Source organism: Rhodococcus sp. OAS809 (assembly GCF_040546695.1).
GTDB lineage: Bacteria > Actinomycetota > Actinomycetes > Mycobacteriales > Mycobacteriaceae > Rhodococcus_F > Rhodococcus_F qingshengii.
The window spans coordinates 5,660,128-5,681,861 of sequence record NZ_JBEPOI010000002.1; the positions used below are offsets into that span (position 1 = coordinate 5,660,128).

General features: G+C 62.5%; 19 protein-coding genes. 13 read left to right on the forward strand and 6 right to left on the reverse strand.

Translation table 11 applies throughout. From position 1 onward, the window contains the following. Positions 1-98 precede the first annotated feature (98 nt). From ABIE52_RS29600 to ABIE52_RS29615, 4 genes are all read left to right on the forward strand, one after another. Positions 99-461 (forward strand): DUF485 domain-containing protein, encoded by a 363-nt coding sequence (locus ABIE52_RS29600; protein WP_003939976.1) that lies wholly within the window; start codon positions 99-101, stop codon positions 459-461. Next, entirely contained in the window at positions 458-2,095 is a 1,638-nt protein-coding gene (locus ABIE52_RS29605; protein WP_007727752.1) for a monocarboxylic acid transporter, read from the forward strand. The genes ABIE52_RS29600 and ABIE52_RS29605 overlap by 4 nt, the downstream gene beginning before the upstream one ends. A 73-nt stretch (positions 2,096-2,168) precedes the next feature. Continuing rightward, positions 2,169-2,600 (forward strand): type II toxin-antitoxin system Rv0910 family toxin, encoded by a 432-nt coding sequence (locus ABIE52_RS29610; protein ID WP_003939735.1) that lies wholly within the window; start codon positions 2,169-2,171, stop codon positions 2,598-2,600. Between the two features lie 119 nt (positions 2,601-2,719). Then, the gene (locus ABIE52_RS29615) at positions 2,720-4,375 is read left to right on the forward strand and encodes a substrate-binding domain-containing protein (RefSeq protein ID WP_064443872.1); all 1,656 of its coding nucleotides are present in this window, start codon (positions 2,720-2,722) and stop codon (positions 4,373-4,375) included. Between the two features lies 1 nt (position 4,376). On the opposite strand, the gene ABIE52_RS29620 is transcribed toward ABIE52_RS29615, so the two are convergent. Together ABIE52_RS29620 and ABIE52_RS29625 are read right to left on the reverse strand one after the other, a co-directional pair. Next, positions 4,377-5,282: an ABC transporter substrate-binding protein gene (locus tag ABIE52_RS29620; RefSeq protein ID WP_030534940.1), complete on the reverse strand. Its 906-nt coding sequence runs from the start codon at positions 5,280-5,282 to the stop codon at positions 4,377-4,379. Between the two features lie 65 nt (positions 5,283-5,347). Beyond that, positions 5,348-5,620, reverse strand: a complete 273-nt coding sequence (locus tag ABIE52_RS29625; protein WP_037128762.1) for a WhiB family transcriptional regulator — start codon at positions 5,618-5,620, stop codon at positions 5,348-5,350. Between the two features lie 115 nt (positions 5,621-5,735). On the opposite strand from ABIE52_RS29625, the gene ABIE52_RS29630 reads away from it, so the two are divergent. Further along, entirely contained in the window at positions 5,736-8,018 is a 2,283-nt protein-coding gene (locus ABIE52_RS29630) for an ATP-dependent DNA ligase (protein WP_064443873.1), read from the forward strand. On the opposite strand, the gene ABIE52_RS29635 is transcribed toward ABIE52_RS29630, so the two are convergent. Further along, on the reverse strand, positions 7,918-9,459 hold the full coding sequence (locus ABIE52_RS29635; protein ID WP_058037852.1) for an MFS transporter: 1,542 nt from the start codon (positions 9,457-9,459) through the stop codon (positions 7,918-7,920). The genes ABIE52_RS29630 and ABIE52_RS29635 overlap by 101 nt on opposite strands. A gap of 77 nt (positions 9,460-9,536) precedes the next feature. On the opposite strand from ABIE52_RS29635, the gene ABIE52_RS29640 reads away from it, so the two are divergent. Then, positions 9,537-10,184 carry a TetR/AcrR family transcriptional regulator gene (locus ABIE52_RS29640; RefSeq protein WP_192712280.1) on the forward strand — a complete coding sequence of 216 codons (648 nt, stop codon included), beginning with the start codon at positions 9,537-9,539 and terminating at the stop codon, positions 10,182-10,184. A gap of 4 nt (positions 10,185-10,188) precedes the next feature. Here ABIE52_RS29640 and ABIE52_RS29645 read toward each other — a convergent pair whose 3' ends face one another. Beyond that, a complete protein-coding gene (locus ABIE52_RS29645; RefSeq protein WP_192712281.1) occupies positions 10,189-10,911 on the reverse strand; it encodes a TioE family transcriptional regulator in 723 nt (240 codons plus the stop codon). 108 nt (positions 10,912-11,019) lie between these two features. On the opposite strand from ABIE52_RS29645, the gene ABIE52_RS29650 reads away from it, so the two are divergent. After that, positions 11,020-12,243, forward strand: coding sequence for an erythromycin esterase family protein (locus ABIE52_RS29650; protein ID WP_192712282.1), 1,224 nt, complete (start codon positions 11,020-11,022; stop codon positions 12,241-12,243). A gap of 5 nt (positions 12,244-12,248) precedes the next feature. On the opposite strand, the gene ABIE52_RS29655 is transcribed toward ABIE52_RS29650, so the two are convergent. Continuing rightward, positions 12,249-13,358, reverse strand: coding sequence for a serine hydrolase domain-containing protein (locus ABIE52_RS29655; RefSeq protein WP_192712283.1), 1,110 nt, complete (start codon positions 13,356-13,358; stop codon positions 12,249-12,251). A gap of 250 nt (positions 13,359-13,608) precedes the next feature. Between ABIE52_RS29655 and ABIE52_RS29660 the strand changes: the two genes are divergently transcribed. The 4 genes from ABIE52_RS29660 (at position 13,609) to ABIE52_RS29675 (ending at position 17,497) form a co-directional block, all read left to right on the forward strand. Then, entirely contained in the window at positions 13,609-14,142 is a 534-nt protein-coding gene (locus ABIE52_RS29660; RefSeq protein WP_003940435.1) for an NlpC/P60 family protein, read from the forward strand. A gap of 65 nt (positions 14,143-14,207) precedes the next feature. Next, entirely contained in the window at positions 14,208-14,894 is a 687-nt protein-coding gene (locus ABIE52_RS29665; RefSeq protein WP_003940586.1) for a response regulator transcription factor, read from the forward strand. Next, a complete protein-coding gene (locus tag ABIE52_RS29670; RefSeq protein WP_007727705.1) occupies positions 14,891-15,886 on the forward strand; it encodes a HAMP domain-containing sensor histidine kinase in 996 nt (331 codons plus the stop codon). The genes ABIE52_RS29665 and ABIE52_RS29670 overlap by 4 nt, the downstream gene beginning before the upstream one ends. Positions 15,887-15,994: 108 nt before the next feature. Next, on the forward strand, positions 15,995-17,497 hold the full coding sequence (locus ABIE52_RS29675; protein WP_306665674.1) for a DUF4153 domain-containing protein: 1,503 nt from the start codon (positions 15,995-15,997) through the stop codon (positions 17,495-17,497). Positions 17,498-17,570: 73 nt separating this feature from the next. Here the strand turns inward: ABIE52_RS29675 and ABIE52_RS29680 are convergent, their stop codons facing one another. Beyond that, positions 17,571-19,907, reverse strand: coding sequence for an arylsulfatase (locus ABIE52_RS29680; RefSeq protein ID WP_192712284.1), 2,337 nt, complete (start codon positions 19,905-19,907; stop codon positions 17,571-17,573). Between the two features lie 205 nt (positions 19,908-20,112). On the opposite strand from ABIE52_RS29680, the gene ABIE52_RS29685 reads away from it, so the two are divergent. Then, entirely contained in the window at positions 20,113-20,781 is a 669-nt protein-coding gene (locus tag ABIE52_RS29685) for a TetR family transcriptional regulator (RefSeq protein WP_030534932.1), read from the forward strand. Positions 20,782-20,816: 35 nt separating this feature from the next. Beyond that, on the forward strand, positions 20,817-21,734 hold the full coding sequence (locus tag ABIE52_RS29690) for a TauD/TfdA dioxygenase family protein (RefSeq protein ID WP_050654720.1): 918 nt from the start codon (positions 20,817-20,819) through the stop codon (positions 21,732-21,734).

Below are 21,734 nucleotides of genomic sequence, written 5' to 3' on the forward strand. Positions count from 1 at the left end.
TGCTCACCGTGTGACTGACGCCACAGCGTCTTCATGTGACTCCGATCTCACTAACGTCTGTGCGTAGTTCACTTCACACGCGAGGCGAGGAGCCGGCAGTGTCCACAGCAGAAATCAGTGAGGGGTCGCCGCAAGAGCGACGCACCCCGGATGCCCAGGCATTCATAGACATGCAAGCGAGTCCCGAATTCCAGGAACTCCGAACGCGTCTGCGCAAGTTCGTTTTCCCCATCACTGCATTCTTCCTGCTCTGGTATGCGGTGTACGTCGTCCTGGCTACCTATGCCCACGACTTCATGGCCACCAAGGTCCTCGGCAACATCAATCTCGGCATCATCCTCGGCCTCGGGCAATTCGTCACGACCTTCGCCATCACCGCGTGGTACGTGAAGTTCGCCGGTCGTGAGCTCGATCCCCGCTCCGCCGCCATCCGTGAAGAACTGGAAGGTCCCGCACAGTGATCACCACACTCGCCGCGTCCGGAACGGACGTAGGAAACCCAGCCTTCAACATCGCGATCTTCCTCGCTTTCGTCGTCGTGACCATGACGCTGGTGATCCGCGCCAGCCGGACCACCAAGAAGGCGTCCGACTTCTACACCGGCGGTGGGCAGTTCACCGGCCCGCAGAACGGGTTCGCCATCGCCGGTGACTACCTCTCGGCGGCATCGTTCCTCGGTATCGCAGGTGCGATCGCCGTGTACGGCTACGACGGATTCCTGTACTCCATCGGATTCCTTGTCGCCTGGTTGGTTGCACTGCTCCTGGTCGCCGAATTGCTCAGGAACACGGGCAGATTCACGATGGCCGACGTCCTGAGCTTCCGGCTCAAGCAGCGTCCGGTGCGCATGGCGGCGGCCCTGTCCACTCTGGCGGTTTCCCTCTTCTACCTTCTTGCCCAGATGGCCGGCGCCGGTGGACTTGTCGCCCTGTTGCTCAACATCGACGGCAAGGTGGGACAGTCGATCGTCGTCGCGATCGTGGGTGTGCTGATGATCGTGTACGTCTTGGTCGGCGGCATGAAGGGCACCACCTACGTACAGATGGTCAAGGCAGTTCTGCTGGTTGCCGGAGCCGGAATCATGTTCGTACTCGTTCTGTGGGCAGTGCGCGGCAACTTCTCTCAGTTGCTCGCCAATGCGCAGGACATGGTCAACAGTTCCACCACCAAGGGTGTGCAGGGACGCGACATCCTCGGCCCCGGTGCCAAGTACGGTCTTTCCGGAATGACGAAGCTCGACTTCATCTCTCTCGGAATCGCTTTGGTGCTCGGCACGGCGGGCCTGCCGCACGTGCTGATGCGCTTCTACACGGTGCCCACTGCCAAGGAAGCTCGCCGCTCGGTGACCTGGGCGATCGCGCTGATCGGTGCCTTCTACCTGTTCACACTGGTTCTCGGCTACGGCGCGGCCAGCATGGTCGGACCGGACAAGATCTTGGCAGCGCCTGGTAAGGAGAACGCGGCCGCTCCGCTTCTCGCCTTCGAGCTCGGTGGCACCATCTTCCTCGGCATCATCTCCGCGGTGGCGTTCGCGACCATCCTCGCCGTCGTTGCCGGTCTCGCGATCACTGCTTCGGCGTCGTTCGCTCACGACATCTACGCCAGTGTCATCAAGCGCGGCAACGCAACCGAGGAGCAGCAGGTTCGAGTTTCTCGAATCACCGTCGTGGTCATCGGACTCGTCTCCATCGTTCTCGGCATCATGGCGATGGGGCAGAACATCGCCTTCCTGGTGGCTCTCGCCTTCGCGGTGGCGGCCTCGGCGAACCTGCCCACCCTGCTCTACTCGTTGTTCTGGAAGAAGTTCAACACCACCGGTGCGCTCTTCAGCATCTACGGCGGTTTGATCAGCTGCTTGACGCTGATCGTGTTCTCCCCGGCGGTGTCGGGTAAGCCGTCGTCGATGTTCCCGAACTCCGACTTCGCCTGGTTCCCGCTCTCGAACCCCGGCATCGTCTCGATTCCGCTGGCATTCGTCCTCGGCATCGTCGGTACGTACATCGGACGTAACAAGATCGAAGATCCGGCAAAGCAGGCGGAGATGGAAGTTCGCTCCCTCACCGGCGTCGGCGTCGAAAAGGCTGTCAGCCACTAAGAGGGGCAAAGCCCCGTGCGTCTTTCTGGTACCTCTGGTTACGGAAAAGGCGCACGGGGCTTATTGTTCTGCCATGGCAAAGCTCACAGTGAAAATCGACGTTCCGCTTCCTCCTCAGGAAGTGTGGGACAAGGCGTCCGATCTCAGTGGATACGAAAACTGGCTCGTGGTTCACGACGGATGGCGCAGTGAACTTCCCGAACAACTGGGTGTCGGCACCGAGATCAGCTCGGTCGTGACCGTGAAGGGCCTGCGCAACCGCGTTCGGTGGACCATCAAGAAGTACGACGTTCCGAAGGCGATCTCGCTCAAGGGAGACGGCAAGGGCGGGGTCAAGCTCGGTCTCGAACTCGACGTGAAGGCAAAGGGCGACGGGTCGGAACTCGCGCTGACAGTCGAGTTGGGCGGCGCGCCGTTGTTCGGCCCGATCGGTTCGAGTGTGGCGCGGGCGCTCAAAGGCGATGTGGAGAAGTCGCTGGCCCAGTTTGTCCAGATCTACACCTAGTTGTGGAGATTTCCACATCGAGCTACTTCACCGCTAACGTGAGTTAGGATTCTTTTCGGCGGGATAAACCGGGCATCGGTTGGTTATTGATGCGGGTCCCGCCGGAAAGGATTCGATCAATGTCGTCTCGTCATGGGTACGGCGCACCACCTGCGTCCATGCCTCGATCCGTGCAGGTTCTGATCGGACTCTTGGCAGTAGTCGCAGTCGGTGGAACCGCAGCATTCGCCGTGACGTTCAAAAGCGTCAGCGACAAGGGAGAACTCGGTGCGAGTGCTGTCACAGCTGCGACGGCAACCAGCTGTGAGAACCCGGAAACCGTGACCGTGGCCGCCGATCCGTCGATCGCCTCGGGACTCGAAGCTGTCGCCGCTGCCATCCCCGCTACGGAACTCGGGTGCAGCTCGCTCAGTGTGACGCCGCAAGATCCCGTGCTCACCGTCGCGGCGATCGCCGACGGTTCGGCGCCCGCATTATGGATCCCTGATTCGAGCGAATGGTTGGACAAGGTTTCGGCTAGCGGGCAGGAGATTCGCCGGATCAGCAACTCGGTCGCGTCCACCCCTGTTGTCACTGTCTCGGCGCCGGGTAGCGAGGCACCCACCGCTTGGACGGATGTCCTCGGCGCTCCAGCACTGCACATCGGCGATCCCCTCACCAGTGCCGTCTCCAGCGCACCGATCGTGGCAGCCTTTGCCGAGGCCCAGTCGCGGGGCGGGGACCTCACGTCCATTTCGGCAGCCCTGGTCCCGGTGGCGCAAGCGCAGTACGGAAATCTGAAGGAAACCGGTTCGACCGGACGCATCCAAACCGTGGACGCGTCCGGCGGGACCGCGGTGACGACCGAGCAGACCTTCGAGGCTTATCTCGCCGCACATGCGGACAGTCGACTCACCGCGTCGGTACCGTCGTCCGGTTCGGTCTTCATGGACTACCCGATGGCAAGTGTGGGTGCAGACTCGTCGGCGGCGGACGACGCCGGCAAACTGCTGGCGGCAGCGCTGACATCGGACACCGGGCGCTCCGTACTTGCCGGCCTCGGGTTCCGCGGCGCGGATCAGGCCCCGCCGGTCGCCGGTGGAGTGGGAAAAGTTGGCTCGCTGGTGCCGTCCGATCCGACTGTGGTCACCAAAGCGCTTGCGCGGTACGAGATTCTGTCCAGGCCTTCCCGTGCACTGGCAGTTGTCGACGTCTCGGGGTCCATGGACTACATGCAGGACGGGGTCACTCGAATGGCCGCGACTGCACAGGCTGGTGACATTGCGATCCGAATGTTTCCCGCCAACGCACAATTGGGTCTCTGGGCATTCTCCGTAGACCTCGGCGAGGGCACGGACTACCGCGAACTCGCACCTGTCGCCCGTATGGATGCAACTGAAGGCGACACGGATCATCGGAGCAAACTGCTGTCTCGGATCGACAGCCTCTCTTCGATCGTCGGCGGCGGAACAGGTTTGTACGACAGCGTTCTCGCCGCGTATCGGTCCATGCAACAGACTTACGATCCGGCCTCGATCAATTCGGTGATTCTACTGACCGACGGTGCGAACGATGATCCGTCGAGTATCTCGCTGCAGGAACTTCTCGACACCCTGACTCGCGAGCAGGACCCGACGCGGCCGGTACCGATCATCACCATCGGTGTCACCGATGACGCCGATACCGATGTGCTCGAGCAGATTTCGGCTCTCACCGGCGGCAACAGCCACTTCGCTCCGACACCGGCAGACATCCCGAAGGTCTTCGTCGGCGCGATCAGTGGGCGCGCCGGCTGAACTACTCGAGGACTGGCGCGTCGGCGCTGTCCGTGATCCATTCGGTTGCGAGTCTCTCGAGGGTGCCGTCGGCGTAGAGCGCATCCACGGCGGCAGAGACGCACGCCGTCAGAGGACTGTTCTTCTCGAGCACGAACCCGAAGAATTCGGTGACCGCGTTGGGCCGCGGAAACTGACCCACGATGACCGACCCGGGCAGTTCGTTCTCGGTGATGTGAAATCCGGTCGGGATGTCGACGACCAATGCGTCGATCTCGCCCGCGGCCAGCGCAGCTTTCGCGTCGTCCGTGGTCGCGAACTCGCGTGGCGCAGTGGTCGGAACAATCGTGTCGGTGATCGCCGCGAGGCTGGTGGAACCGGTCTGAGCGCCCAAACGGTAGCCGGCCAGATCCGCAAGATTCTTTGCCTCAGCGGCTTTGCTCCCGCGCGAGGCGATCACCGACTGCGCCACTGCGTAATACGGCGAGCTGAAGTCGACGTTCTCGCGGCGATCCCCGGAAACCGTGAACTGATTGACGTCGAAGTCGAAATCCTTGGGGCCTGGTTTCAGTGCGTCGTTGAAGGCGACCGTGGTGAAGCGAACCTGATCGGCGTTGTACCCGAGCTTGTCGACGACGGCCCGGGCCACCGCTCCCTCGAAGCCCTTGCCGTTGGACGGAGTGTTGTCGACGAACCACGGCGCGTACGCCGGCGAATCGGTGGCGATGGTCAAGACACCGTCTTCGAGGGTGGTCCCGCTCTGGGGTCCGCACTTGTCCACGGCGGTGGTCGAGGGCAGTTTGGTGAATGCCTCGGGAACCGTGGTCGTGGTGTCCGCTGCCGCAGGTGCCTCCGGCTGCGACGAACACGAGCCCAACAAGATCGAGCAAGCGAAGATCGCGGTCACAGCAACAGCGCGTCGTGTCATAGGCACAAGGTCATCTTGCCTGTTTGTCCGGTACGGACGTGACGGGGGTCTCGTGTGAGCGGAGTTCACGCAGCTGAGCGTCGTAGTGCGAGGCGCTCCGACGGTGTCGTCCCACCCCATACTCCGTGTGGTTCAGCGGTGTCGAGTGCAAACGTCAGGCAGTCCCGAATGACCGGGCAGCGGAAGCACACCTGCTTTGCGGAATTTTCCCGTGCAGCCCGATTGCGTCCGCGTTCTTCACCCGGCGAATAGAACACGGCGGGGTCCACCGTCTTACAGGTGGCGAACATCCGCCAGTTGTTGTCGACCAACGGCTCCACGGAACTGCGAACTGTCATCGTGGTCTCCTCTCCCATCGAGAATCCAGTCTTGCCCGTGGCCTGGCGCAGCGGCAGGTTTCCGATCCACCAGATTTCTACTGCCAGATGCAGCACTATCCAGCACAATGAGGAAATGGCAACGACGGATCGGGGTCAGATCACGCTCGACGGCACAACGGTGTCCGTGACCAATCTGGGCAAGATCCTCTACCCCGAGAGCGGCACCACGAAGGCCGAAGTCATCGACTACTACACCCGTATCGCCGCAGTCATGCTTCCGCATGTCGTCGGTAGACCGGGCACTCGTAAGCGTTGGCCCAATGGCGTGGACGGTCAGTCCTTCTTCGAGAAGAACCTTGCGTCGTCTGCCCCGCAGTGGCTCACGCGTGCGTCGCTGCAACATTCTGATCGTGTCGTCACTTACCCGGTCTTCGATTCCGTTGCATCCCTGGCGTGGCTGGGGCAGCAGGCCGCACTCGAATTGCACGTTCCCCAATGGCGATTCGACGGTTCCGAGCGTGGTCCGGCGACACGACTGGTATTCGATCTCGACCCGGGCGAAGGCGTCGGATTGACCGAGTGCGCCGAGGTGGCGAGGTCGATTCGAGATCTGGTCGCAACTCTGGGGTGGACTGCCTATCCGGTAACCAGTGGTAGCAAGGGAATTCACCTCTACGTTCCACTGGATCGAGCCTTGGACGGCAGCGGTGCGTCGACTGTCGCCAAGCAGATCGCCACCGGACTCGAGAAGCTTCACCCGGATCTCGTCACCGCGACGATGGCTCGAAATGTGCGGGCAGGCAAGATTTTCGTGGACTGGAGTCAGAACAACGCAGCCAAGACAACCATTGCGCCGTACTCGATGCGCGGTCGCGATCAACCCTATGTTGCCGCGCCGCGCAGTTGGGACGAACTCGACGATCCGAAACTACGACATCTGTTGTTCGACGAGGTTCTGGAGCGCGTCGAATCCGATGGTGATCTGCTGGGCGATCTGGATCCGCCGGTCTCGGCGGCTGTAGCCGACACGTTGACGCACTATCGCAACAAGCGGTCGGCCGACCGGACGCCGGAGCCGATCCCTGCTGCGGTGACCAAGGAGACAGCGGGCAATACCTTTGTGATTCAGGAACATCACGCCAGACGATTGCATTACGACGTTCGCCTGGAGCGGGATGGTGTGCTCGTGTCCTGGGCTGTTCCGAAGGGCGTGCCGACCAGTGCCGGAGAGAATCGGTTGGCCGTGCACACCGAGGATCACCCGCTCGAGTACGCCACGTTCTCGGGCACGATCCCGAAGGGGGAGTACGGCGGCGGTTCGATGACGATCTGGGATTCCGGGACGTACGAGACCGAGAAGTGGCGTGAAGACGAGGTGATCGTGCGCCTCAGTGGGAAACGGGTGCAGGGACGCTTCGCGCTGATCCGGACGAAGGGTGACCAGTGGTTGATGCATCTGATGAAGGATCAGAACGCGAGTTTCGGAACGGAGTTTCCCAAGAATCTCGAGCCGATGCTTGCCACCGCTCGAACGCTCGAAGGTCTCGACTCGCAGGAGTGGGCTTTCGAAGGAAAGTGGGACGGGATCCGAGTGATTCTCGAATATCATTCGGGCACAATGTCACTTCGCAGTCGCGCGGGTAACGACAAGACCGGGGACTATCCCTCCCTTGCCGGGTTGGCCGAGGTGCTGGACGGTCATGACGTGGTTCTCGACGGTGAAGTGGTGGCGTACAACGACGCGGGGGTCACCGATTTCGGTCTTCTCCAGCGAGGTGGGGAGCCGGTGTTCCTGGCCTTCGATCTTCTGTACCTCGACGGAGTGTCTTTGCTGCGGAAATCCTACTCGGACCGGCGCACCGTGTTGAATGCGTTGGCGGGCAAGGTCGGTGAGCTCGAGGTACCTCCACAGATCGAGGGCACGGCGGAGAACGCGTTGGAGGTGAGTACCGATGCCGGATGGGAAGGGATTGTCGCCAAACGTCGTGCATCGGTCTACCTTCCGGGGCGGCGTGGGTCGAGTTGGATCAAGGTGAAGAACTGGCGCACTCAAGAGGTGGTGATCGGAGGGTGGCGCACCGGGCAGGGCAATCGAGCACAGGGGATCGGGGCGCTGCTCATGGGAATTCCGGGTGAGGATGGATTGACCTACGTTGGGCGCGTCGGTACCGGCTTCAGTGATCGCGACTTGGAGTCTTTACTTGCGACACTGGAACCGCTGCGTCAGAAGGAAAGTCCGTTCGGGGAGGAACTTCCAGCAGATGACCGCAAGGGTGCGGTGTGGGTGAGGCCGGAACTCGTCGGTGAGGTGCGGTTCATGGATTGGACGAAGACCGAGCGTCTGCGTCATCCGAGTTGGCGAGGTCTGCGGGAGGACAAGAAACCGGGCGACGTGGTGCGGGAAACAGTGCAATGACGGCCAACGCACCGACGAACGCGACTGCGGCACAGATTTGGATTCCGGTACTCATCGCCGAGGTGTAAGCCTGGTTCGCTGCGTCGGTCAAGGCACTCGCGGGGGGAGCGCCGGCATGGATCTGCGCCGGATCGGCTGTGGAAGTGCCGACTCCGGGTTCGAAGCGGGACCGGAAAACGGTGGCTACGACCGTCCCGATGACGGCGACGCCCAGAACTCCACCCAACTCTCGCACGACGCTGTTGATCGAACTGGCCATCGAAGCCTGCTGGGGCGCAACCGAAGACATCGACGTGGTTGTGGCCGGAGCCATGACCAACCCCATCCCCGCGCCGACCAGTGCCATGATCGCAGCCAGGATTCCGAACGGTGCGTACCTATCTGCTGCGATCGACAGGACCAACAGTCCCGCGGACATGACTGCGAGACCGGTCGCGATCGAACTGCGCACGCCGAATCGGCCGACCATACGATCGCTGCTGGAGGCGACAGTCGCCATCACTATCGCAAACGGAACTGCACCGACGCCGGCGACCAATGGACCGTAACCACGAACTAATTGGAGGTATTGCGTGTACGTGAAGAGAACTCCGAAAAGGGCGAAGAATGTTACGGCCAAGATGGCATTGGAGGTGCTGAACACTCGACTGGTGAAGATGCGCACGTCGGTCATCGGCGCCGAGGCCCGCAGCTCCCACCAGACGAATCCGGCGAGAAGTGCTGTTGCGCTGACGATCTCCAGCACCGTGACGGGCGACGACCATCCGCGAAGGCTTGCCTGGGTGAGGGCATCCACGATCAAAGCCAGTCCGCCGGCGGACAGCAGGAGTCCGGGGATGTCGAACGAACCCTTCGTGATCCCTCTTGCCGGGGGCACAAGAAAAACCGTCGCGGCGATCACACCGGCGACCAGTGGGACGTTTATCCAGAAGACGCTTCCCCAACTGAAATGTTCGAGAAGTACGCCACCGGCCACGGGGCCGATCGCGATTCCCAGTCCGGCGGTTGCAGACCAGATTCCTATCGCCCGGCCTCTCTCGTGCGGGGCGAACATCGAGACGACAAGTGACAGCGTCGCCGGCATGACCAGTGCGGCGGCTGCCCCCATCACTGTTCTCCATCCGATCAGCTGCATTGACGTGTGAGAGAGGGCAGCGAAGGCTGACCCGAGGGCGAACAAGGTGAGGCCGGTCAGAAGTATCCGACGGTGACCGAATCTCGCGCCGAGTCCACCTGCCGTGATGAGCAAGGCGGCGAACGCCAATGTGTATGCGTTGGTGATCCATTGCAGGTCGACGGTGGTCGCCCGCAGTTCGCGGGCAAGGGTCGGGATAGCGGTGTTGAGGATGGTGTTGTCGATCGTGACTACGACGAGGGATGTGCAGAGGGCGCCCAGTGCTGCCCATCGTCGCCGGTCAGTGGGTTCGAGGGAATTCATCATGTCCTTACGAATGTAACCTTACGAATGTTTAGTGATGAGAACGGACCCCCTCGCCTTACATGTGTAAAGTTTGTCGGGTGAGTGATGTTTCCGAAGATGCCGATGAAACTGGGACGAGTGGTTCTCGGAGTACTCGCGCCCGAAATCCGAGAGGAAGCGGCGCACGGCTCCGCGGAGAGATCGTCGCCGCAGCGGCGACGCTCATCGCCCGCACCGGATCGGATCAGGCGGTGACGCTCCGATCGGTCGCTCGCGAAGTCGGGATATCCGCACCATCTATCTACGGACACTTTTCCGATCGCGATGCCATTGTCGAAGCGGTGGTCTCCGAATCGCTGGAGCAGTTGCATCTCGCCGTGGCCGGCGCCGTTTCCGCACACCCCGACCCGGTCGAGGGTCTGTATGCCGGGTGCTCGGCATACGTCGAGTTCGGCATTTCCGAGCCCGCTCGGTATCGGGTCTTGTTCGGGTGGTCCAGGCCGAAAGGTCAGTCACCACAATCGGATACGCGAGGACTGGCCGCCTTCAACACACTGGTGACCAACCTCGACGCGTGCGTCGCCGCTGGGAGGTCGGCCAGCACAGACACTTTTGTCGATGCGGTATCGATCTGGACTTCGCTGCACGGACAGGTGATGTTGCGGGCCGATCTCCCGGAATTCCCGTGGCCGTCGACCGACACCGTCGGTGAGATGGTGAGGAGCCTTGCGCGGCTTGTGAACTGACGCCTCAACCGTTTGCTGATCGGCAACCAGGCGAGGTCTGATCCAGCATCGTGAGATAGGCATCGAGCTGAGCTGCGCCGGCGAGAAGGTTGCGACTGCGTGTGGTCAGCCGGTCTTGCCAGGATTCGAGGAACGCTGACAATGCGTCTGCTCCGCCGGCCTCGCGCAGCGAATCGAGAAACTGAGCGACTTGCGACAGCCGATAGCCACCGCGCCGCAGCTGCCGTGCGATCTCGGCGTCGCGCACACACTCCGGACCGTATTCGCGATAACCCGTTGCTCGTTCGCGCTCGGGGCGCAGGATGCCGTGCTCTTCCCATGTGCGCAGTGTCGCCGGGTGAACGCCGAGACGGCGCGCCAGCTCACCCACCGTCAGCGCTGGACCGTGCACCAGTGCCGGTGCCATGGTGGACAGAGTCCCCAGCGCTGTGGCTACCTCGGTGCGAGTTTTTCGCTCGGCGAGCAGCGTCATGTGCGCACTGTCGATCAGGCGATAGGCGGACTCGGTGTCGCCCTGGTTGGTCGCCCGCATGATTTCCGTGGCCCGCTGGTGCCCGTGACCGCCGCGCAATGCGAGGAAAGTGCGCAGGGCTTGCGCGTGCACTGGGGTGTATCGCCGGTAGCCGTAAGTGCTGCGCTCGGTCGGAGGGAGGATGCCGGCATCGTCGTAGTTGCGGATCGCCTGTGCGGACAACCCGTGTTCACGGGCAAGGTCTATGGGCCGCACTGATCACCTCCGATTGAGGCTTTTCACGGTATACCCCACGTAATTGCCAGTGAAAGTTTCACTCGAATCTTCAACGATACTGTCGAAGGCAGTCCACCTTCGAAAGGGATGATCATGTCCACTGCCCCAGCGCTGAGTGAGTTCGGCCGCCAACTCGAAGACGCGGCAAGTCTTGGTCGTGCCGTCGACGAACTGCTCGCAGCGCGAACCGAGGTGCCGGCTCTGCTCGCTCTCGGCGAGCCGACTCATGGGATCAAGGCTTTTCCGTTGCTGCGCAACGAACTTCTCGGCCAACTGGTCGAACGAGGATATCGGTCGATCGTGCTCGAAACAGATGTCTTTGCGGCTTTGCTCGTGAACGACTACGTGAACGGGGGAGAGGCGGACATCGAGAAGGTGCTCGCCACAGGCTTCAGCCACGGATTCGGTGCGGTACCGGGTAACCGCGAACTCGTCGAATGGCTACGCGAGTACAACCACGGCCGCGCTCCGGCCGACCGAGTTCGCTTCTACGGCTTCGACGCTCCGGTGGAGTACTCCGGTGCACCGAGCCCACGTGGCGCGCTGTCTGCAGCAGGTGACTTCCTGCCCGCTGCGATGCGGCCGCACTCGTTCGACGGCATCGACCTTCTGCTCGGGCAGGACACCGACTGGACCAACCCGGCGGCGATGTTCGATCCGGCTGCGTCCGTCGGCAACTCCGATCATGCTCGCGCTCTGCGCATCATTGCGGACGACCTCGGCAGCGTCCTGCGGCGCGCCGCACCAGTGCTGCGACCCGACGACCCGGCCGGGTACGACCTGGCCCTTGCACATTCACGCACCGCTCTGGGGCTCTTGCGCTATCACTCCGCGATGGCGAGTTCCGCTCCTGATCGCATTGGAACACTGCTCAGTCTGCGTGCCGAGATGATGGCCGAGAACCTGCTGGCGGTCGTCGCCCAGGAGCAGCGACGCGGGCCTAGCCTGCTGTTCGCACACAATGCCCATCTCTTGCGAGTGCCGTCCGACATGCCGGTCAACGGCGACGTGGTCAGTTGGGGGAGCGCCGGCTCACTTGTCGGACTTGTCCTCGGGGAGCGTTACGTATTTTTGGCAACCGACGCCAACCCCGACAGTGATCCGGGCACTCTGCAGGGAGCGTTGGCCGATGCGACCGGTCGGCGTGCCCTGTTCTCGACTCCGGCCCTGCGAGCCGCGCTCGGCCCGTCGATCACCGCGGGAGAAGCGATCCTGCCAGGGCATCTGCCGCTGAAACCTTCGGAGTTGGACGGCGCCGACGCGGTCATCTTCGTCGCGGATACCGACGGGCAGCGTCATCAGTACTGGTAACAGCGTCAGGGGCAGAGCGCGTGCGAGAGTATCGCGACGGTGTCCGGCTGGTCCTTCGGCGTCGACGTCAGCGTCACAGTGAACGCGCGGTCCGGCGTCGCACCGGACAGTGTGTAGTACCCGTAGATCCCGCCACTGTGGCCGGTATAGGTGACGCCGCAGGGAAGTTCGGTGGCGCCGACGCCCATCCCGTACCCGAGTCCCTCGGCTTCGGTGGCGGCGACCTGAGGGGTGGTCATCTCAGCAAGCTGCTCGGCCGGCACCACCTGCCCGTCGAGTAGTGCACGCCAGAAGGTGTTCAGGTCTGTGCCCGTCGAGACCATCGCTCCGGCAGACCAGGGGATCGACGGTTCCGTGCGGGAAACGTCGGTCAGGCCACCGTCGAGATCCTGATAGCCCGTCAGGTGATCGCCCCTGATATCGCGCTCACCGGCCGCCGGGAGGTACGTGTCTTCCAGGTCCAGCGGGTCGAGTATCCGAGACTGAAGTTCGTCGGCGTAGCTGCGGCCGGTCACCGATTCGACGAGCATTCCGAGAACGATGTAGTTGGTGTTGGTGTAGACGAACGACGTTCCGGGGACGAATTGCGCCGGTTTGCCGAGGGCGATGGCGACCGCGGCGGACGGCGTCAGCGTTCGGTCCTCGTTTGCGGCAATCCATTCGTCGGCGCCGGGTTCTCCGGCGAACTCGGGTAGGCCGCTGCGATGTTGCAACAGTTGCCGCACGGTGATTGCGCTACCGTCTGTGCCACTGCCGTCCATGTCACTGCCGTGCAGTAGGTCCGGGAGGTACTGCTCGATGGGTGCGTCGAGGTCGACCTTGCCTTCGGCCACCAACTGCAGGACGAGTGAAGCGGTGAATGTCTTTGTCACACTTCCGATCCGGACCCGATCATTCTTGCCGATCGAATCGCCGTTGGTCCGATTGGGTACGCCGCTGGTCATGACAGCCGTCGTGGTGCCGTCGTCGAGTGTTGCGATCGACCCGACGACACCCGACCTGGTGAGTCCGTCGAGATCCGATTGAATCTCCACTGCGCGCTGGAGCGTCGAGCAACCGATCAGCGCCGTGGTGGCTCCGATGATGACCGCGGCGACAAGGAGGTATGAGCGCATGATTTCGAATCTAGGGATCCGCCGGCTCCGACGGATCCAGGAAATCCCCGATCATTCCCTGATCTTTGCCAGGCCGGGACGTAAGGCCTGTTTGTCGAAAACCGACAAATGGGATCAATGATTCCTGTCCGAACACCACGTCTACGCCGTTAACATCCGAACGAAGTGTTTGTTTTCACGTGTCTTACCAGTTCACGGCTATCGAGGTGCGCTGCCGCGCGCCGAAACGACTCCCACGAAGGACGGATGCATGAAGAAGTCGACACTCCGCACGGGAACGGTCGCGGCTTTGCTGACCGGAAGTGTCCTGTTGCTTTCCGCTGCCCCTGCCTCAGCCGACCCGGGAAGCCTCGGTAGCGGTGGCAGTAGCGGGAGTTCCGGAAGCGTGGGAAGCACGGGCAGCATCAGCAGCGGATCAGCCGCCCTTCCGATTCCGAGTCCGGCAGGGCTGATCGCGCTGGCAGCGGCGAGCACTCAGACCGGAAAGCCCTACCAGTGGGGCGGCGTCGGGCCGAACTCGTGGGACTGCTCCGGGCTGGTGCAATGGGCGTTTCGGCAGGCCGGCGTGAATCTGCCACGGACCAGCCAACAGCAGGCCAACGTCGGACAGCCGGTTCCCCGGTGGGCCCTCGCCCCCGGCGACGTCATCACCTTCTACCCCGGTGCGACGCACGTCGGCATCTACGCTGGGTTCGGAATGGTGTTCAACGCCTACGGAGTTGGTGTTCCGACCGGACTGACGCCCCTGGCGGATCTGCCGATCAACAACATCCGCAGGTTCTAGAACCTGCACAGAACCTTCACAAGTCCTCCCAGGTTCATCCACGAGGGCCGAATACAGTCAGTTCCATGAGTCAGCGAAGAGTGCTCGTGGTCGACGACGAGGTCAGCATCTGCGAGTCCATCGCGGCGAGGCTGCGTGCCGAGGGCTACGACGTCGAGCTGGCGTTCGACGGTCCCAGCGCGGTGGCCCGCTGCGAGCAGATGGACGCAGACCTGGTGGTACTCGACGTGATGATGCCGGGATTCGACGGACTCGAAGTCTGCCGCCGCATCCAGGCCGTGCGCCCGGTGCCTGTGCTGATGCTGACCGCTCGCGCCGATGAAACGGACATGCTGATCGGTCTCGGCGTCGGGGCCGACGACTATCTGAGCAAGCCGTTCAGCATGCGTGTGCTCGTCGCCCGGGTGCAGGCTCTGCTTCGGCGTGCGGATCGCGCGGAGCACGCTGCTCGCCCGGTGGCCGACCTCCTCGAGTTCGGTGACGTCGTGATCGACCTGACCGAACGTCGAGTGCGCCGTGATGCGCAAGAAGTTCACCTGACTCGCACCGAATTCGATCTCATCGCCTATCTGGCGGAGCGGCCGCGAGCCGCGATCCCGCGGGAGTCGCTGCTCGAGGAGATCTGGGGCTGGGGTGAGGGAGCGGGCAGTCGGACCGTCGACAGCCACGTCAAGGCGCTGCGACGCAAGCTCGGACCTTCCGTGATCCGGACCGTTCACGGGGTCGGGTACGCCTGGGACGTGCCGCGATGAGCGTCGTCGACCGTCTTTTTGCACGGTGGCCGCGGCCGCTGGACCCGATGCGGTCCTTCAAGGTGAAGGTCGGCCTCCTGGTTGTCGCAGCACTGGTGTTCGCCGCGGGTGGTTTCTGGCTGACGTCGCAACAACCGTTTCGTTTTGCTCTACTGACGGCGTTGGTTGTCGCTCTAGGCGTTACTCAGGTGCTCGCACACGGGATGACGTCACCGCTTCGCGAGATGACGGCCGCGGCGAAGGCGATGGCGCGCGGCGACTATTCGCGGCGAGTACGAGCGACTTCCAGAGACGAAGTAGGCGAACTCGCCCATGCGTTCAATCGGATGGCCGAGGACCTCGGGGCCGACGACCGGTACCGCCGCGAGTTGATCGGCAACGTCTCCCACGAACTGCGCACGCCCATCACCGCTTTGCAAGCCATGCTCGAGAACGTCGTCGACGGTGTCGAAGAACCGGATCCGGCGATGATGAAATCGGCGCTGCGGCAAACGGAACGACTGGGCGCGCTGGTAGCCGACCTTCTCGATCTCTCGAAACTCGAGGGTGGCGCAATGCCGTTGAAACGCCGCCGTTTCGAGGTCGAGCCGTTCTTACGCGAGCTGTCGAGTGTGAGTGCGGGCGACATCGAGATAGACGTCAAGCCTCCACAATTGTCCGTGGTCGCCGATCCGGATCGCCTCCACCAGGTGGTGACCAACCTGGTGGACAATGCGGTTCAGCACGGGAACGTCGACACCAAAGTTGTCATCCGAGTACGTACCGGCAGCGCGGGGGAGTTGGTGCTCGACGTCCACGACGACGGCCCCGGCATCGAACCACAGGCCCGTGAGCGAGTGTTCGACCGCTTCATCCGCGGCGGCTCGACCGACGGAGGCACCGGACTCGGCCTCGCGATCGCGAAGTGGGCGGTCGAATTACATGACGGCAGGATTGCCGTCGTCGATGCCCCGTCGGGTTGTTGCATTCGAGTAGTGCTGCCGCAGAACTGAATCAAAGTCCCTGACGAGATCGAGAGATCTCGCGATGGCGCATGTCTTCATCGGCATTCGTCTGTACTTCCGACCCTGAAAAATTGAACCAGACACATAGGAGATCACATGAGCGCTCCGATAGTAATTCCACCGAAACCGCCGATGCCGGCCGTAAAACCCAAGCGTTCCAGCCGGTTCTGGCGTCCCGATCGCACTTCGATGGCCACCCGCTCGATGCTCCTCGGCGCGGCCGCAGTAGGGGTGCTTGCGGCCCTGATCCTCGACCCAGGGTTCGCGAGTATCGCGTACTTGATCGTGGGTGCCGGTGTGGTGATCGTCTTCGGGATTCTGACGCCGCCGCGGATGACCGTGACGCAGTGGGTCGCCGCCATCGGGATGCTCGCACTGCTGGGTGTTGCCGCCGTTCGCGGTGCGGAGTGGTTGGTGTTCCTCTGCGTCGTGGTTGCATGGGTTCTGTTCACGTGGACTCTGATCGGCGGGCGGACGTGGACCGGGATACTTCTGGGAACGCTTGCTCCCTGGCGGGCACCGCACCGGACGGTCAACTTCGTTCGTCGTCGAAAGCTCGCTACCCGCTCTGCTCCGCGGGTGCCGGCGGCGCGAGTTGTCGTCGTGGGCGCAGTGTCGATTCTTCTCCTGTTGATTTTCGGATCTTTGTTCGTGAGTGCGGATCCGGAGTTCGCGAAGATCTTCGGCGGCTTCGCTCCGGCCATCTCGGTGTCGAACCCGGGGGCACGGATCTTTGCCGGCGTCGTGATGGCGTTCGGCACGCTGGTTGCGGTGTATCTGCGCCGCAGAACGCCGACGGTGGACGCGTTTGCACCTGCGCCGGCGACGCCGTTGCCGATGTGGGAGTGGGCGGTCCCGCTCGGAGTACTCAACGTGCTGTTCCTCGGTTTTGTCGCAGTACAGACGAAGACGCTGTTCGGGGGAGACGAGCACGTACAGGTGACCGATGGACTGACCTATGCGGACTATGCGCGTGAGGGTTTCTGGCAGCTCATGGCGGTTACCGTGCTGACGCTGCTCGTCATCGCCGTCGCAGTGCGGTACATCGACCGCCGCGACGCTGGATCGAGGCGTCTTGCCCGCGGACTGCTGGGTGCCCTGTGTGTCTTCAGCCTGGTGATCGTGGCGTCCGCTGTGCACCGGATGTGGTTGTACGAGAATCAGTACGGTTTCACGGTGCTCCGGGTCAGCGTCTTCGCGACAGAGCTGCTTCTTGGCTTCGTGTTCGTGTTGTTGCTCGTCGCAGGTATTCGGATGTCCGGGAAGTGGCTGCCCACAGCTGTTCTCGCCACTTCGGCCGTCGCGCTGCTGGCCTTCGCGGTGTTCAACCCCGACGCGTACATCGCGCAAAAGAACGTGGAACGGTTCGAGGGCGGCAAGAGCATCGATGTTTCCTACTTACACGGACTCTCCGTCGACGCGGTACCTGCCTTGGATCGTCTACCGGAACCGCAGCGTTCATGTGCCTTGAGCAGATATCGATTCGGAGTGCCGGGCACCACTGCGCCCTGGGAGTTCAACGCAGCGCGTGAGAAGGCCCGCGACATCCTGGAAGGTCGCCCGGTGGGGCCGTGCCTGCAGATGTACACGGTCGGATAGACGCAGGGCGATTGTGCAGCCGCGCGGCAGATGGCCTGCGCGGCTGCACAATCGGCGAGCGTCGCCTGGTCGATCAGTGCACGGCGAGTGAGATTTTCTCCCGTTCCTCTGCGGACACCACCTCTCGGGTGGATCGTAAGTCGACGGTCACGCTGTGGAGTTTGCCGCCGTAGCGGAACGTGCCCTTGTCCGCGAACTCTTCCGCGACCGGGCTTCCCCGGTTGATGCCGACGTCGAGCTGTTCGTTCATGCTGAAGATCGCCCGAGTGGTCTTCTCGATCCGGCCTTCGGAGACCACCTCGTCGTCGACGCTCAGGGTTGCGGTTCCACCCTTGCCGATTCCGCCGCCGTCGTACTCGAAGTGGACGGACACCTCGCGTGCATTGGGTGCCAGCGGGTTGCGCCCACGCACGAAGGTCCGACCACCGCCGCTGAAGTTGTAGCAGTAGACGGGGACGGAATCGAGTATGTACAAAGCGAATCCGCCGAACCGGCCACCGAGGCTGACCAGCATGCCGTCGGCGACGCTACCCAGACTCGCGGTCAGCGTGTATGAGCGGTTGAAGAACGTCGGCGCGGCTTTCTCGACCAGACCGTTCATGTGTGGGTACAGAGTGAGGGTCTTGCGGCCCATCATCGGATGCGGGGGTCGTGATTCCGCGGTGGCGTGGCGACCGACCGTTCTGTCGTCCAGCGGCAGCACCTGATATTTGGCCGCCTCGACGAGGAACTTTTCCTTGAGCCGGGCCAGGATCTCGGGATGCTCGTCTGCGAGATCGCGGGCCTGCGACCAGTCGACCGAGGTGTCGTACAGCTCCCAACGGTCCTCGCTCATCGGTGTGAGCTCGAGGCCGTGAGTGGCCATCAGCCAGGGTGCGCGGTGGGCCGTGACTGCGGTCCAACCGTAATCGTAGATTCCGCGGTTGCCGAAGATCTCGAAATACTGTGTGGTGTGGCGCTCTTCGGCGTCGGGCTCGGCGAAGGTGTAGTTCATCGCCACGCCTTCCATCGGTTTCTGGGTCACCCCGTCGACGCTGGACGGTGCCGGAATACCGGCAGCTTCCAGGATCGTCGGCGTGATGTCGACGCAGTGATGCCATTGCTCCCTGATGCCTGGCTTGTCGATCCCCTTGGGCCAGTGGGCGATCAGGCCGTTCCGGGTACCGCCGTAATGGGACGCAACCTGCTTGGCCCACTGGTACGGGGTGTCGAGAGCCAGAGCCCACGACGCCGGATAGTGCGGGTAGCTGGTTTCGGTCCCCAATTCGTCGTAGCGCGCCAGTACGTCGGATGTCGCACTCTTGTAACCGTTGAGGCCGGCGAGGTAGTTGAACGAGCCCTCCATTCCGCCTTCCGCGGAAGCGCCGTTGTCACCCATCATGTAGAGCACCAGAGTGTTGTCGAGTACACCCATGTCCTGCAACCGGTCGACGAGCCTGCCTACCTCGTCGTCGGTGTGCTCGAGAAATGCCGCATACAACTCCATCAGACGGGCCGAGACCTTCTTCTGGTCGTCGTCGAGTTCGTCCCAGTGTGGGAGCCCCGGAGCCCACGGGGCCAATTCGGTGTCAGGAGCGACGACGCCCAGTTCCTTCTGCTTTTGGAGGGTGATCTGGCGTTGGCGATCCCACCCGTGATCGAATTCGCCGACGTACTTGTCCAGGTAGCGGTCCGGGACCTGGAGTGGAGCGTGGCACGCGCCGAAGGGGAGGTAGCAGAACCACGGCTTGTCGGGGTCCATCGTGTTGACGCCCTCGACCCATTCGATCGCGTGGTCGACGAGATCCTCTGACAGGTGGTAACCCTCCTGTGGTGTCTTGGGTAAGTCGACCATCGTGAAGTCCTCGTAGAGAACCGGGGTGAACTGGTCGGACTCGGCACCGAGGAAACCGTAGAACTTGTCGAAACCCTCACGGACCGGCCAACGATCGAACGGCCCGGCAGCGGTGGTCTCCCACGTCGGGGTCTGGTGCATCTTGCCGAAAGCACCTGTCGCATAGCCGTTTCCCTGTAGGACGCGTGCGACCGTGGCGGCAGAGGCGGGGCGGGTCCCGTTGTATCCCGGTGCCGCGTTGGCCATTTCGGAGATGACACCCATACCGACACTGTGGTGGTTGCGCCCGGTCAGTGTGGCGGCACGCGTCGGCGAGCACAGAGCCGTGGTGTGGAATCGGCTGTATTTCACGCCGGTTTCGGCCAAACGCTCGGCGGTGGGGGTGCGGCACGGGCCACCGAACGCGGAGGGTGCGCCGAATCCGACGTCGTCGATCATGATCAGCAGCACGTTCGGGGCCCCGGCCGGCGGGCGAAGCGGTTCCGGGCGGGTGTACGGGGGATTCTGATCGGGGTAGTACACGGCGGCCGCGACGTTCGGTGTCTCGGGAATGATCGGAATGGAATGGCGATTCACCAGCAGGCTCCTTGGCGTGTGCAAAACCGGGCGGATTAAGCTGTCGTCTTAATCTGGAGCGTATCGATCGGAATTCAGTTGGCGGCGTATGTCTCGTTGACTGGGACAACTACCCCCGTGAGTGGTTAAGGAGTCCCTGCACTCCCTAACCGCGCACAGGGGATGGGGCTTGCGGAATTAAGACAGTGACTTATATGGTCGGTGTATGCCCGCCTCGTTGGATGCCAAGAACGCCATGATCGCCGTCGCCGAGCGGATGTTCGCCGAGCAAGGTATTCACGAAGTGTCCATGCGGGACGTGGCGACTGCGGCCGGGCAGCGCAACAACTCTGCAGTTCAGTATCACTTCGGTGGGCGAGACGGTCTGGTGCTGGCCGTATTCCGGCATCGGATGGATCAGATCAACGCAGCGCGACTGACGTATCTCGACGACATCGACGCCAGTGGGCGGACCGACTTGGTCCGTGCTTTGGTCGAAGCCTTTCTGTACCCGCTGGCAGATTTTCTGGCGACGGTCGACGGTTCCAACTATGCGAGGTTCATTGCCCGAATCTCACCGTCGGTGGATACGCAGAGTGCTGAGTTCCGCGAGGTCAGCGAGGGGATCAACGAAGTTGTCGTCAGGTTGACGCGGGCGTTGCCGCATCTATCTCGCCGCGTCGCGGTCGAACGGATCGATCTGACGTTCAACATGAGCGTCTCCGCTCTGGCAATCTTCGAGCAGCGCCGCGAAGACGAAAACCCGGTTGTGCAGGCAGATTTCGATACGACAGTGGATCATCTGGTCGATCTCGCGGTAGGAGCACTGACCGCGCCCCAAAGCGCACACAAACGCACACGAGCAAAGCGGGTGCACGCGTCGACTGACGTGTGACCCCGCGACACGACACGACAGGACGGAGTCATTCGATGGCTACCCTTACATCCTCACGAACAGTCCAAATCGGCAATCACACAATCGAATTCGGACCACGCGGAATGAGGCGAAACCCGGAAGGCGTTGAATCGAGGCCGTACGAGCGGTTCACTCTGACACCCGTCACACCATTCATCGGTGCCGAGATCAGCGATATCGACTTGCGTGACCCGTCGGAGGAGCAGATCGAGGACGTGCGTCGGGCCCTCCTCGAATGGAAGGTCGTGTTCTTTCGGGACCAGCCGATTTCGAGCGTGAATCATCGTGACTTCGCGGCCCATTGGGGTGAACTCGAGGTTCATCCACTTCTCCCGCAGGGAGAGGTCCCGGCAGTCGTCAGATTCGAACGCGGAGAGGACAGTCCAGGAACCGAGAACATCTGGCACGTCGACGTCACCTGGACGAAGACGCCGCCGCTCGGTTCAGTACTTCGGGCGATCGACGTACCGCCTGCCGGTGGTGACACGCTCTGGGCTGATATGGGTAACGCCTTCGACTGCCTCCCCGACGAGATCAAGGACTTGATCGACGGCAAGGACGCCATCCACGATTTCGTGCCGTCCTTCGGACGCGGCATGAGCCCGGAGAAGTTGGAACAGATGAAGGAGCAGTACCCGCCGGTCCTGCACCCGATGGTGCGTAAGCATCCGGAGACCGGGCGTAAGACTCTGTTCGTCAACAGCCTTTTCACCACCCACATTCCGGACATGGATCCTGTCGAAGGCAACGATCTGCTCAACCTGCTGTTCGCGCAGGTCAAGGTCCCGGACTTTCAGTGCCGCTTCAAGTGGGCGCCGAATTCCATTGCCTTCTGGGACAACCGGGCTACCCAGCACTACGCAGCGAGTGATTACTTCCCTCATCGCCGCGTCATGGAGCGGGTGGCCATCCTGGGGGACGTGCCCTTCTGA

Bases quoted from the DNA above. Each gene is read 5' to 3' on its own strand.
- ABIE52_RS29610 (WP_003939735.1), top strand. From the start codon at position 2,169: ATGGCAAAGCTCACAGTGAAAATCGACGTTCCGCTTCCTCCTCAGGAA.
- ABIE52_RS29615 (WP_064443872.1), top strand. From the start codon at position 2,720: ATGTCGTCTCGTCATGGGTACGGCGCACCACCTGCGTCCATGCCTCGA.
- ABIE52_RS29620 (WP_030534940.1), bottom strand. From the start codon at position 5,282: ATGACACGACGCGCTGTTGCTGTGACCGCGATCTTCGCTTGCTCGATC.
- ABIE52_RS29625 (WP_037128762.1), bottom strand. From the start codon at position 5,620: ATGACAGTTCGCAGTTCCGTGGAGCCGTTGGTCGACAACAACTGGCGG.
- ABIE52_RS29630 (WP_064443873.1), top strand. From the start codon at position 5,736: ATGGCAACGACGGATCGGGGTCAGATCACGCTCGACGGCACAACGGTG.
- ABIE52_RS29635 (WP_058037852.1), bottom strand. From the start codon at position 9,459: ATGATGAATTCCCTCGAACCCACTGACCGGCGACGATGGGCAGCACTG.
- ABIE52_RS29650 (WP_192712282.1), top strand. From the start codon at position 11,020: ATGATCATGTCCACTGCCCCAGCGCTGAGTGAGTTCGGCCGCCAACTC.
- ABIE52_RS29655 (WP_192712283.1), bottom strand. From the start codon at position 13,358: ATGCGCTCATACCTCCTTGTCGCCGCGGTCATCATCGGAGCCACCACG.
- ABIE52_RS29660 (WP_003940435.1), top strand. From the start codon at position 13,609: ATGAAGAAGTCGACACTCCGCACGGGAACGGTCGCGGCTTTGCTGACC.
- ABIE52_RS29665 (WP_003940586.1), top strand. From the start codon at position 14,208: ATGAGTCAGCGAAGAGTGCTCGTGGTCGACGACGAGGTCAGCATCTGC.
- ABIE52_RS29670 (WP_007727705.1), top strand. From the start codon at position 14,891: ATGAGCGTCGTCGACCGTCTTTTTGCACGGTGGCCGCGGCCGCTGGAC.
- ABIE52_RS29675 (WP_306665674.1), top strand. From the start codon at position 15,995: ATGAGCGCTCCGATAGTAATTCCACCGAAACCGCCGATGCCGGCCGTA.
- ABIE52_RS29685 (WP_030534932.1), top strand. From the start codon at position 20,113: ATGCCCGCCTCGTTGGATGCCAAGAACGCCATGATCGCCGTCGCCGAG.
- ABIE52_RS29690 (WP_050654720.1), top strand. From the start codon at position 20,817: ATGGCTACCCTTACATCCTCACGAACAGTCCAAATCGGCAATCACACA.